This is a genomic window from Desulforhopalus sp., from assembly GCA_030247675.1.
Lineage (GTDB): Bacteria > Desulfobacterota > Desulfobulbia > Desulfobulbales > Desulfocapsaceae > Desulforhopalus_A.
In genome coordinates this window covers 178,244-190,878 of sequence record JAOTRX010000004.1, presented here as the reverse complement: position 1 = coordinate 190,878, position 12,635 = coordinate 178,244, and the positions used below count along the sequence as shown (strand labels likewise).

The following is a 12,635-nucleotide window of genomic DNA, read 5'->3' as shown; positions in this document are numbered from 1 at the left end:
CAAAGCCTGCTAACCGCGGATGGCGTAGCCGCCATCGACGGTTATTATCTGCCCCTGAATCATCCCGGCCAGAGGGCTGCAGAGGAACAGGGCGACATCGGCAACATCCTGCGGCGTCGTCAATCGCCCGAGGGGGGTGCGCTCGGTGGCTGCCTTGAGGATCTCGTCCCGGTTGGGAAAATGTTTAAGGGCATCGGTATCGACGGCCCCGGCGCTGATGGTGTTGACATTGATTCCCCGCGGCCCGAGTTCCACCGCCAGATGGCGGACCAGTGACTCCAGCGCCGCCTTCGAGGCTCCAACCGTCGTATAGTTTTCGATGGCCCTGACCGAACCAAGGCTCGACACCGCTATAATCCGGCTCCCGCGACTCATTAGGGGAAGCCCCTGCTGGACAAGAGGCAGAAGTGCCCGGGCATTGATATCCATGGCCCAGTTCCAGTGCCGTTCGGTGAGCTCAAGCGCCGGCTTCAAGACTCCCGAGGCGGCGTTGCTGACCAGAATGTCAAGGTGTGAAAACTCGGCGGCGATGGTGGCAAACATCTGTTCGACGTCCTCCGAGTTGGCGACATTGGTCTTTACCAGAAGGCATCGCCGGCCCAACTTTTCCACCTCTTCGGCGGTGTCCGCGGCGTCCTTTTTATGGCGGACATAGTTGACCACCACGTCGGCCCCTGATTCCGCCAAACGAATGGCGATCGCCCTGCCGATTCCCCGGGAGCCGCCGGTTATCAGTGCTACTTTTCCCTGTAAATCAAACATAAATCCTTATCCTCATTTGCGTTAATGTTTGTAATAAGACCGGCAAAGAATGTGTCTGCCGCAAGCATAAGAATGCCCCATCAGGAATGAATCTTCAATATCACCCTTTTCACTAAACCGCGAAAAAACCGCAGCGGATTGAAACGTATTGGGTTGAGGCTGGCCGGCGCGACAAATCCCGAGCCAAAAAAATCCTTGGGGCAAAGCTCCGGATAGGTAATGGTGTCGGCATCGCTGCCGGCAAGGCATCTTTTGGCGGCGACCTGCCAAAGGGGGCTGCGATGCGGATTGAGCTCTAGGGCGGCAAGAAGGGCAGTATCAAGGGCCACCGCCGACTCTGCCGCGGCCATACAGGAAAGAGGAAGAGCCTCGCCGTCAAGGGGGCCGGATCGATGCATCGCCACTATGCCGTCGGCGAGATGCACCTGGGGCGGCAAGGTCTCGATGAGATCGAGGATGATCCCGGCAAAGCCCTGGTGGCTCGCGCCGTGCACCATGTGTAGCATTGCCTTATTGACCCCTTTGACGATACCGAAGAGGTTCTTTACCGCCAAGGTCACATACAGCTGGTTATGGGCCTTGACCTTGGGCAGATTGACAAAGAGATCACACTCCAGGGCCTCCCGGGCAAGGGTGACGGTCAGACCTCCAGCAAGCTTTTGCGGCAGGGGATGCGCAAAGTCGACGATCTTCACCCCCATGCCCCGCAGTGCCCGGCTTATCCCCTGTTTCTCGCAAACCTTGGTGGCGCTGCCGAAAGCCGGTGAATCACCGACAAGCACCTTTGCCCCGCGATCGAGGAAACAGGCGGCAACACCGGCGACAAATTGCGGATGGGTGCAGGAAAGCGGCGGCCCGCCGCCGCTGATGAGATTGGGTTTGAGGAGGACCGTTTGCCCATGCATCCCCGCAGTGCGGCCAAGGTGGCCAAGGGCGGCTTCGACACGGCTTGTTACAGTGGCCCGTTCATAATTGACACACCTCTGCAGCACCACCTGCAAGGACAAGTCGTTCATCAGTTCAAGGGAAAAAGAGGGAAACTGCGTTCTGTGAAAAGTGAAAAACCGGACCCCCGCGCAGAAGTCCGGTTTTTCCAGGAGAAAAGAGAGAAAAGATAAAGCATATTCCCTATAGCATATACTGTGCCAACTCTTGGCATGAATTTATATGTCAATATATTCAACAATTTAAAAAAATAGGCATTCGCAGCAGGTCGTCTACTGGGCCGGAATTGTACAATAATTTGAACCCTACTGCAGCAATTCATCCCCTTCACTGCAAGTTTCCCACAATAGCACGAGACAGGAGGGTTGTATTTTTTATACCGCCCTCCCGGATGAATGTCACCGCTATTTGTTGAAGGTGATTACCCTGGTGCGGATAACATCCGAATTTTTCAATATTTGTTCAACGATGACCGGAGGAATCGCCGATTCCACATCGATGATATTATATCCCACCGTGCCGTTTGACTGGTTCAAATAACTGGCGATATTGAGGTGGTTGTTCCCGAAGATATTAGAGACAAAGGCAATCATCCCAGGTACATCACGATTGATAACAATAAGCCGGGATTGCACCTTATCGGCGGGGGTTGCTTCGATATTGGGAAAGTTGACACTGTGTTCGACGTTGCCGTATTGCAGATAATTCGACAGCTCTTTTACCGCCATGGTGGCACAATTTCCCTCCGACTCGGCGGTCGAGGCGCCAAGATGCGGCGTTGTCAGTACCTTGGCGTGCTTGACCAGGGCGGGTGTTGGGAAATCGCAGAGATAGGCGTCGAGATCGCCATTGTCCAGGGCCTCGATAACTGCCTGCTCTTCGACAATCGGCCCGCGTGAGTAGTTAACCAGCACCGCGCCCTTTTTCATTCGGGCGATGAATTCCTTGTTGACCAGATTGCGGGTCCGGTCATTCAAGGGCAGATGCAGACTGACGATGTCGGCATCTTCCACGGCATCGCGGATTGACCGGCAGATGCGTACCTCAGGAGACAGCTGGTGGATGTTGGCAAGTGCCGGGGCGGGATCAAAACCGTTGACGTGCATATACCTGAATACCCCGCCGTTGGCGAGACGGACACCGATCTGCCCAAGGCCGATGACTCCCAGGGTCTTGCCAGCGATCTCTTCGCCCTTAAAGGCACTTTTCCTCGCCTCGACCTCGCCGCTGACCTTGGCAGGGTCCATGGTGGCGAGGGATTTACAGAAATCGATACCCCGGTAGATATTTCTTTTCCATACACCGATCATCGGAAAAACCAGATCGACCACAGCATTGGCATTGGCACCCGGGGTATTGAAAACGCAGATGCCCTTCTCGGTCGCCCGGGCGACATTGATATTATTGGTACCGGCTCCGGCGCGAGCAACGGCCAGCAGCTCCGGATAGTCATCGACATTCAACTGTGAACTGCGCAGGACGATGCCGTCGGGGTTTTTTTCCTCGGCGGAAACAGCAAAATTTTTTCCGAACAGCCGCAGGCCTTCCTTGGCTATATTATTGATCTTCTTCACTTTATATTGGGACATGGGATATCTCCTGGTTAAGTTGGCAAAACGTTTTAAGGGAGAGCCTTTTGCAAAATGAGAATTTTCGTCGAAGATCAAGGCATGCGAAAAAATTTTACCGCAGGCATATGGTTAATATTCCGAGGATAAAATTTTGAGCATAACGCAGAGCTTGGGCGAAAAGGCCATTTAGTAAAAGGCTCGGAGGAAAAATTAGCCCTCCGCTGAACAAGCCGTCTACTATATACCGCCCTTAGCGGAGGTCAACTTTTTTCCAGAATGTCGGTATGAAAGAGCCTTTGGCCGACAAGACAGGTGAACTTCCCGTCAAGTGGATGGGAGTATCAAGACCTTGGTATAACCGAAGAGGCCGGGCTCCTTCTCGGCAAGAAAGCACAAACAAGCAGATCTTGTTTCCACCGGCAGTCCAATCTCGGCAAGCGCCTTAGCGGAAAACCGCAGGAAAAAGGATTTGCGAAAGAAGTGATTGCGACCGGCCGGGGTGTACATCCCGGTCAACTCGCCCGGCAGGGTCTGGTACAGGGCCGAGCGGGTCGTTTCCGGAGGCTCCAAGAAGGCTGTCTCTCCCAGGCAATCCGGCAAAAACCGGAAACCGCAACGCAGCCAGTCATAACGCAGGAGTTCAACGAGGACGGGGCCGTCGGCACGTTCGCTGGCCAGCTGGACGAGAATGGTACACAGCAATTCCTGGGTCGCCGCCAGCTGAAAGAAATTGCGATTACGGCAAAGCTCCAGGACACGCTGGAAAAAGGCAAAGACATCTTCTCCGCGCCGTCGCAGATATCGCCACAAACTGACAAAATACCGATTATTCATGAATTTCTCGACAACCTCCGAGAACCAGTACAATTCACCAAGTGCTGCATGATCCATCCACTTATTGGCGAGGACCGCGTAGGGCGGCTCGGCGCAAAAACGGTAGGCAAATTCCTCGGCATCCCTGTAGATTGGGGTGTCGGGCAGGATCTTCAACAGGCCCATCTGGATGTAGTGTGCGCCCATGGCGTAGACGTCCCGGAAGGAACGAGCAAAGGTCTCCCGCGTCTCAAAGGGCAGGCCGAGGATGAGATCAACATGGAGATGGATGTTGTCGGCACTGGCCAGCCGGGCAATGGTTTCTCCCGCCTCAATCGGATCGACACGCCTGTTGACCGCCGCCAGGGTTGCCGGGTGAGTTGATTGAATGCCAAGCTCGAACTGGAAACGACCGGGAGGCAGCCCCTGCAGAAAGACAAACATCTCCTCGGTAAAACGGTCCGGGGCCATCTCGAAATGAAAGAGGGTTTCGCCACCCTCGGCTGCTAAAAACCGCCAGATCGCCAGTGCCCGGTCGGGACGGTCGTTAAAGGTACGATCGATAAACCGTACCACCTTCGGCCTATGGCTGAGGATCTGGCGCAGTTCCTCCTCCACCACCGTCATTTCCTTATGGTACAAGCCCGTTTCGGCGGCGGACAGGCAATAGCTGCAACTGAACGGGCAGCCTCTGGAGCTTTCATAATAGATATGCCGGTTGGCCAGATGCAGCGTAAAATCGTCCTCCCGATAAGGGTAGGCAAAGCCGCGATTCGGCAGGGAGAAAAATCCCCCGGTATAGGAAGGCTGAAGCGTCCCTTCCTGCAGATCGCGGTAAAATTCGCCGCCAAGGCCCTCAATCTCCCCGAGCACGACCGTGCACCTGTCCGGTCCCAGTCGCCCGGCGAGGACCGCTGCCTGGGGACCGCCAATGACAACCCGGCAGTCCGGCAGGCAGATTCCCAGGTCGCGGGTGAGGCGTTCGACGAGGCTGCTGTTCCAGATCGCCGCCGAGAAGAAGACATAGCGAGGGCTGCCGGCGCTGAGCCTGATCACCATCTCGTAGTAATTGTCGTTGATGGTAAACTGGCATATATCGCCCGCCATGGTCGGGCAGTTCTTTTCCAGTTCATTGCGGACATAGAAAAGGGCCAGGCAAGAATGGCTATACCGGGCATTGATGCCGACTATCTTAATAGATTCCTTTGTCTGTTGTTTGTGCACTGCTATCACCGCGAAGATATCCTGTTCCCGCCTGCGGGAATTTTTCTTAGCACGAAAGCCAATTCATGAGTACCATATGGGGTCAAAGGCGTTGAAAGAACACCCTTTCCGCCAATCTGCCAACCATTTTATGCCTACTCTTCCATGAAACGTTCCGTGCTCCTGATAACTGCTTTATTCATTCTGACAGCCCTTGCCCTGCCGCTTCGCGCCGCTGAATCAGCAGTAGCCGACTATGAGCTGTCGCTTACCTTTACTCCTGGAGAACAGTCAGGCAAGCTCAGCGGCACTGCCAAACTGACCATTCTGCCGGGACAACGGTTGATCCTTTCCTTTCCGCGAATGACGGTGACCAGCGCCCAGCTCCGCGACGAAACCGGCCTGGCAAGCGAGATCCCTGACCTGAGCGACGTCCTGATCCTTCCTGCCTCAAGCAGCAAACGGTGGCTCACTCTTTCCTACAGCAAAACAGTGGAAGGTGAGGAAGACAATCTCATCAGCCATTCAGGGATTTCACTGAACACCGACTGGCATCCCCTGCCCGATCAGCCGATGCGCTTTAAACTCACCGCCAGCCTGCCCGACCGTTTCAAGGCAATCACCGAATCCGACACCTTTCCCCTCGCTGAAAAGGGCAATACAGTCCAGTCGGTATACCAAAAACCGGTAACCGCTATCCATTTTGCCGCTGGTCCGTACACCATACACAAACGGCAGGTACGTGAGAACCTTTTTGTCTATTCGCTGTTCTTCCCGGAAGATGCCGAGCTTGCCGACGGCTATCTCCAGGCGGCGGCCGAGTATCTCAACCGCTATGAGCGGGAAATCGGCCCCTATCCCTACAACCACTACGCCATCGTCGCCAACCGCCTGCCGACCGGCTACGGCATCCCGACCTTCACCCTGCTCGGACAAACGGTGCTGCGCCTGCCCTTTATCAAGGCCACCTCCCTCGGCCACGAAATCGTCCACTCCTGGTTTGGCAACGCAGTGCAGGTTGATCCTGCCAGCGGTAACTGGTGTGAGGGGCTGACGGCGTTTCTTGCCGACCACGCTTACCGGGAGGAGGCCGGCGAAGGCATCGCCGACCGCAATGAGACAATCACCCGGTATCTCAGCTACGCCGGTCAGGACGGGGCCATTCTGTTACGGTCCTTCGCCTCGGCCAGCCATACCCAGACCATGGCCGAGGCAAAACGGGCGGTCGGCTACAATCGCGGCTCATTATTTTTTTATGAACTGCGGGAAAAAATCGGCAGCCAGGCATTCACTGCCGGTCTGCGGCACTTTTATGCCACCTATCGAGACCGTTCAGCCGGTTGGGACGATCTACGGACAAGCTTTGCAGCAGTGGCAAAATTCGACCTGCATACATTTTTTAACGAACGCCTGGAGAGGGCTGATATTCCGGCCCTGGCGGTGGAGAATATCGAGGTGGCAGCAGCCAGCAAGGGATCGACACTGAGCTTTACTCTCCGTCAGACCACCGACAAACCCTTCACCCTCGACCTGCCTATCCGCATCAAAACGCCGGGTGGAGAAATTACCGTTCAAAAAGAGATTAGCGAACTCATCACCGAGATTTCCATCGGCCTCGACCAACGGCCTTTGGAGTTCACCATCGATCCTGACCACGCATTTTCAAGGCGTCTTGCCGCCGAAGAATTCCCCCCAGTCTGGTCACGTTTTTTAGGCTCGGAAAAGAAACTGGCCATTCTTGCCGGGGAGAGCGATAGGGCTCAATTCCAGCCGCTCCTTGACTCCTTTGCCGGCAAGGGTTTAACGGTTACCACCGCCGAAAAGGTTGGCAACAAGGACCTGCGCGACAAGGACCTGCTCTTTCTCGGCACCGACCAGGCCCCGGCGAGGTCTCTCTTCGGTCCGCCACCTCCCGCCTCGGCCGCAGGACTGATCGTCGATGTCCGGCGCAATCCGCTGTCGCCCGGCCATGTCGCGGTGCTGATAACCAGTCGCGACCCGCAAACAACCCCATCGGTAATCGGCCGCCTCAGCCATTACGGAAAATACTCCTACCTCGAATTTACCGGCGGCCGCAACACCGTAAAACGTATTCAACCGGTACAATCCGGCCTGCGCTTCGTCCTGGAGGAGTTGCCCCGGGGTGGGGCCACCGCGCCGCTTGCCGCCTTCCCCCGGATCATCGACCAGCTGGCCACCCAACAGGTCGTCTACGTAGGTGAAACCCATACAAACTTTGCCGATCACCTGCTGCAGCTGCGGATAATCGAGGCCCTGTATAAAAAAAATCCACTCCTGGCCATCGGCATGGAGATGTTTCCCGCCTCGGCGCAACCAGCTCTTGATCGCTATATCCTCGGCGAAGAAATGGACGAGAAGAGTTTTCTTAAAGAGTCAGGATATTACCAGGCATGGAACTACGACTACCGTTTCTTCCGGGATATTGTCAACTTCGCCAGATCACGGAAAATTCCCATCATCGGCCTCAATCTTGACCGGCAGATTACCACCGAGGTGTTCCGCAGCGGTGGCACCGACGACCTCAGCCCCGAGATACTCGGATCGCTGCCGAAAGACCGGGTCCTGGACATGCCCGGATATGCCGAGCGGCTTGCCCAGGTTCACGACATGCACGTCGAAGGCAAACACGGCACGGGGGCGGCCAGCGGTTTTCTTCAGGCCCAAGCCCTCTGGGATGAGACCATGGCCGCGAATATCGCCGAATATATCAAGATACATCCCGAACGCCGAATAGTGGTTCTTGCCGGAACGCAACATACCCGGAAAGATTCAGGGATTCCCCCCCGTCTTGCCCGGCAAGTTCCGGTACGCCAGGCCTCGGTGGTCAATCTTTACAATAACGGCGCTCCCGCCGATCTCGACCAGGTTGCCGATTACTTTTTCCTTGCCACCCTGCAAGACCTGCCGGAATCACCAAAAATCGGTATCGTTCTCGACAGCTTGCAGAAGGATGGCCGATTCTATTTAAAAATCAGCGAGATCAGCCCGCACGGCAAGGCCGCGGCGGCAGGACTTGCCGTCGGCGACATTATCAAGGAGATCAACGGCACGGCCGTTACCGACAGGACGGATCTGTATATTGCCATGCTCGATTGCCGAAAAGGAGATACAATACCAATCACGATAATTCGCGGCGCTGGCGACACCGGCCAGGAACTGGCCCTCACGGTGGAACTCACCGTGCCCCCTCGGCAGCTGCCTCCGAACCACCCATGACCAACACTAACGTACTGTAAAATAAGGATTATAACTAACAGCACACATCCTCCGGCGGGCATTCTGGAGGTGTTTTTTTAATCTCAACCCTTTGCAAAAGGAGAATCGATGTATAAGATCTGCACTTTGTTGGTATTCATCATGAGTTGTATAACCCTATCTGGAGAATCAGTAATGGCAAAAGCGAAACTGAAAGACGGCCTCTACGCCCAGTTCAACACCTCCAAGGGCGAGATCATCTGCGCCCTTGAGTTCACCAAAACCCCCCTGACGGTCACCAATTTCGTCGGTCTCGCCGAAGGCGTCAAGGATCTGGGCGGTGGCGCCAAGATGAAAGGCGATAAATTCTATGACGGATTGAAATTCCACCGGGTAATTCCCGATTTCATGATTCAGGGCGGTTGCCCGCTCGGCACCGGCACCGGTGGCCCGGGCTACACCTTCCCCGATGAGATCGATCCGAGCCTTACCCACGCAGGCCCAGGCATCCTGTCCATGGCCAATGCCGGACCGGGCACCAACGGCAGCCAGTTTTTCATCACCCATGTTGCCACTCCCTGGCTCGACGGCAAACACACCGTATTCGGCCATGTTGTTTCCGGCCAGGATGTCGTAAACAAAATCGCCACCGGCGATGTCATTGAATCCGTCGAAATCATCCGCGTCGGCGCTGCCGCCGAGGCCTTCAAGGCCGACCAGAAGGCCTTTGACGCCCTGCTCGGCAACTTTGAGAAGAACAAAATAGCCAAGGAAAAGGCGGCACAGGAAGCGGAACAGCAGCAGATCAAGTCCCAATGGCCAACCGCCGTTACCACCCCGTCCGGACTGAAATATGTGGTCGTCGCTGAAGGTCAGGGTGCGACCCCGCAAAAAGGCGCACTGGTCACCGTCCACTACACCGGCAAGCTGCTGAACGGCAAGAAATTCGACAGCTCCGTCGATCGCGGCCAGCCTATCGACTTCCCGGTAGGGCGCGGTCAGGTAATCAAAGGCTGGGACGAGGCCCTGTTGTCCATGAAAAAAGGCGAGAAGCGCGTCCTCATCATCCCGCCCCAGCTTGGCTACGGGCCATCCGGACGGGGCCCGATCCCACCGAATGCCTATATGGTCTTTGATGTAGAGTTGGTAAATTTTCAATAATGAAAAATAGATAGTCGAAGCAATGGGCGGCAGGAAATCTTTTCAGCCGCCCATTACTCCAAGCAAAAGCCTTCCATTGAAAATATTACCTTTCATCTTGACACTATCCTTGGTTGATCAAATACTTTTATGATATGCTTTTTGAAAAACTGAAAAACCAATCATCCAACATTTCACCAAGCGGGTGCTATTGGTCTTTCATCGCAATGAGTGTGCACCTCCAAGAATTTTTTTGCTCCAGGAGAATACAATGAAAAATAATCAATTCAAACGACCTCTTCAGCAATCCGCCGCGGTACTTGCGGGGGTAATTATCTTGGCGTCAATAGCTGCATCCTCGGGAACGGGCGGCGTCGGTGGCAGCATTTTGGCCATTCTTTCGGCCATCGGCAACTCCATACTCTTTGTCATCGGAATGACTGTTAGCCTGGGTATCTGCATCGCCACGCTTATTGCAATCTTTCTTGGGGCAGTGGCCATGGTATCTCCCGATCAGGCAGGACAAATGTATGCGGACTTAAAAAAAAACTTCGCTCAGATCGCTTTAACATCCTGCAATGCGTGGGCATGCTGCGATAAAGACCATTCTGCTGCAACTATCGATGTGGAGGTGTACAACCGGATGAAACAGGAGATAAACCATCTGCAGGAAAGCAACTCGAAGTTGAATGGAAAAATCACGGAATTAGAAGGAGAAGCCCTCCTTTTCCAGGAAAAAATTGAGGGATTGAGCACGGCAATCCACGAATTGCAGGCCTCGGAAACTGCCATCAAGGAAGTGGTGGCCGGCCTTACCGCCAAAATTCAATCCGGCTCCGATCAGGAAATGATTGGGCAAATCGCCAAACTTGAGGTTCTACAAAACCAAACCAGAAAGGATATCGATGGTTTGGTGGTGCGATTAGCTGCCCTGGAACAAAGTCAAAAGGCCTCTTCAACCGCCGGCATCCTCGCCTATATTGACAACGACCGGGACAAAGACCTTTTCCGCAGCACGGTGGACGAGGCTATAAACCAGGAAATGACCTATACCCAGATCGACGACTATTTAACCAGCAAACTGCCAACAGCTCTTGATAAAACCATCAAGAGCCATCCATCCCTGACCAAGGCGTATATCCGTAATATCCGCGGATAAACTGAGTCGAGCAGTTTGGCTGCTCGTACGAATCTTACACCCTTGTACGGTATGAAGCGGGGTTTTCTTTTTGCAAGGTGAAACCTCTTCCTTCCACAATGGTGCGCCAGGCAACTGCTACTATGAAAATATCAATACAGATCTGCCTGGTGCTCTGTTGCGCACTGTTGCTTGGCAGTGCCGAGGCAAGAGAAAAAAGCGACAATAGCCTGCGGGACAATCTCACCGCTACACGCAATCATTACACCCACCTCATTTCCGGCAATACACCGAATATCGCTGAGCTGACCCTCTTTACCAATATGTTACCGAAGGGTGGCGACGTGCACCATCATTACTCAGGCGCCATCTATGCCGAAACCTATCTGGATTGGGTGGAGGCCCAGAATTTCTGTATATACACATCAACCGACGCCTCTTTAAAGATCGAGCGGTTTCGGATTGAATCAAAACCGCAGGAACTAAGCGATGCCGCCCGTCAGGCCTGCGCCAGTGCCGATGCCGTTCGCAATGACAATGCCTTCTACCGGGAACTTCTGCAACGCTGGTCGGACAAGGATTATGGCAATCACTTTCACCAGCAACCTGCCCCGGATCAGCAGTTTTTCGATACCTTCGGCTATTTCGGCACGGTGTCCGGCTATGATGTCAATAAAGGCCTGCAATCGTTAAAGGTACGGGCCAAAGATGAGAACATCAGCTATCTGGAAACCATGCTGAAGGGCGGGCCGTCGGTGGAAAACCGAGAAGTAGCTGCGCTCATCGGCCCCTTAACTGCAAACACCCCCGAGCAGCAAATGCATGAGGCCTTGGACAGGGCCTTCGCCATACTTGCAGGTGATGCCGAAACCCTTGCCAAGATTGATGGCTATGTAAAATCCCTGGAGGCTGCGGCCAGCGGCCTGGATGATGAAGACTTCAAGCTGCGTTTTCAGACCTATGTGTCACGCAACAACCCGCCGGCCCAGGTCTTTGGCAGCTTATTCACCTCTTTTGCCGCTGCCGGACGGACGCCGCTGGTGGTAGGCGTCAACATCCTCGGGCCGGAAAATCGGCATGTGGCGATGCGTGATTACAGCCTGCATATGAAGATGTTCGAGTTTTTCAAAAGGCACTACCCCGGCGTCAAACTGTCCCTGCATGCCGGTGAACTGGTGCTGGGGATGATACCGCCCGAGGGCCTGCGCCATCATATTCGTGAGGCAGTGCTGGTCGCCGGTGCCGATCGTATCGGCCATGGCATCGATATCGCCCATGAAACCGATGCCCCGCAGCTTCTTAACATCATGAAACAAAAGAAGGTCGCCGTTGAGGTCAATCTGACCAGCAACGAATTCATCCTCGGCATCAAAAACGAGGCCCATCCCGTAGGCCTGTATGCCAGACATGGGGTACCCTTCGTCATCTCCACCGACGACCCGGGGGTGTCGCGCAACAATTTGAGCGGAGAATACCTTCTCTATACCAGTCGCTATAAACCTTCCTACGACAATCTCAAAGAGGTCGTTTACAACAGTATCCACTTTTCCTTCCTGTCGAAAAACGAGAAGGCAGAGGAAATCGTCAAACTGGACAAGCGCTTCGCCCGGTTTGAGGCGCGCATTGCCAGCTTACCACCGCAAGCAAGGTAGCCAGTTCCTCGGCCAAACCTTGGAGATGCGGCAGCCCCCGGGTCGTTCATCCCTAGCACACCACCATCACTGAGAAATAGTCGATTTCGAGAATTGAGGAGAAAAGATATGTTTTTCCCTCACCAGACACTTCGGCAAACTGCCCCCCAGGAATTCGAGAATTTCTCGAATGGAGAAATGGATACCTGAGAAGAT

Annotated in this window: 8 protein-coding genes and 1 pseudogene; 5 read left to right on the top strand and 4 right to left on the bottom strand. The window is 54.5% G+C overall.

Going from position 1 to position 12,635, the window contains the following annotated elements; genetic code table 11:
- Positions 1-9: 9 nt before the first annotated feature.
- From fabL to OEL83_10375, 4 genes are all read right to left on the bottom strand, one after another.
- A complete protein-coding gene (gene fabL, locus OEL83_10390) occupies positions 10-762 on the bottom strand; it encodes an enoyl-[acyl-carrier-protein] reductase FabL (GenBank protein MDK9707446.1) in 753 nt (250 codons plus the stop codon).
- An 80-nt stretch (positions 763-842) separates the two neighbouring features.
- On the bottom strand, positions 843-1,778 hold the full coding sequence (locus OEL83_10385) for a DUF362 domain-containing protein (GenBank protein MDK9707445.1): 936 nt from the start codon (positions 1,776-1,778) through the stop codon (positions 843-845).
- Positions 1,779-2,111: 333 nt separating this feature from the next.
- Positions 2,112-3,296, bottom strand: a complete 1,185-nt coding sequence (locus OEL83_10380; protein MDK9707444.1) for a 3-phosphoglycerate dehydrogenase family protein — start codon at positions 3,294-3,296, stop codon at positions 2,112-2,114.
- A gap of 306 nt (positions 3,297-3,602) precedes the next feature.
- Positions 3,603-5,315, bottom strand: coding sequence for a DUF4080 domain-containing protein (locus OEL83_10375; GenBank protein ID MDK9707443.1), 1,713 nt, complete (start codon positions 5,313-5,315; stop codon positions 3,603-3,605).
- Between the two features lie 144 nt (positions 5,316-5,459).
- On the opposite strand from OEL83_10375, the gene OEL83_10370 reads away from it, so the two are divergent.
- From OEL83_10370 to OEL83_10350, 5 genes and pseudogenes are all read left to right on the top strand, one after another.
- Positions 5,460-8,531: a ChaN family lipoprotein gene (locus OEL83_10370; GenBank protein MDK9707442.1), complete on the top strand. Its 3,072-nt coding sequence runs from the start codon at positions 5,460-5,462 to the stop codon at positions 8,529-8,531.
- Between the two features lie 174 nt (positions 8,532-8,705).
- Positions 8,706-9,188 (top strand): annotated as a pseudogene (locus tag OEL83_10365) (peptidylprolyl isomerase).
- A 177-nt stretch (positions 9,189-9,365) separates the two neighbouring features.
- A complete protein-coding gene (locus OEL83_10360; protein ID MDK9707441.1) occupies positions 9,366-9,671 on the top strand; it encodes an FKBP-type peptidyl-prolyl cis-trans isomerase in 306 nt (101 codons plus the stop codon).
- A gap of 250 nt (positions 9,672-9,921) precedes the next feature.
- Entirely contained in the window at positions 9,922-10,809 is an 888-nt protein-coding gene (locus tag OEL83_10355) for a hypothetical protein (protein ID MDK9707440.1), read from the top strand.
- A gap of 122 nt (positions 10,810-10,931) precedes the next feature.
- Positions 10,932-12,440, top strand: a complete 1,509-nt coding sequence (locus OEL83_10350; GenBank protein ID MDK9707439.1) for an adenosine deaminase — start codon at positions 10,932-10,934, stop codon at positions 12,438-12,440.
- The last annotated feature ends 195 nt before the right edge of the window (positions 12,441-12,635 follow it).

What these genes read in the sequence shown, in the direction of transcription:
- OEL83_10350 (MDK9707439.1), top strand. Translation starts at nt 10,932, where the DNA reads ATGAAAATATCAATACAGATCTGCCTGGTGCTCTGTTGCGCACTGTTG.
- OEL83_10385 (MDK9707445.1), bottom strand. Translation starts at nt 1,778, where the DNA reads ATGAACGACTTGTCCTTGCAGGTGGTGCTGCAGAGGTGTGTCAATTAT.
- OEL83_10380 (MDK9707444.1), bottom strand. Translation starts at nt 3,296, where the DNA reads ATGTCCCAATATAAAGTGAAGAAGATCAATAATATAGCCAAGGAAGGC.
- fabL (MDK9707446.1), bottom strand. Translation starts at nt 762, where the DNA reads ATGTTTGATTTACAGGGAAAAGTAGCACTGATAACCGGCGGCTCCCGG.
- OEL83_10355 (MDK9707440.1), top strand. Translation starts at nt 9,922, where the DNA reads ATGAAAAATAATCAATTCAAACGACCTCTTCAGCAATCCGCCGCGGTA.
- OEL83_10370 (MDK9707442.1), top strand. Translation starts at nt 5,460, where the DNA reads ATGAAACGTTCCGTGCTCCTGATAACTGCTTTATTCATTCTGACAGCC.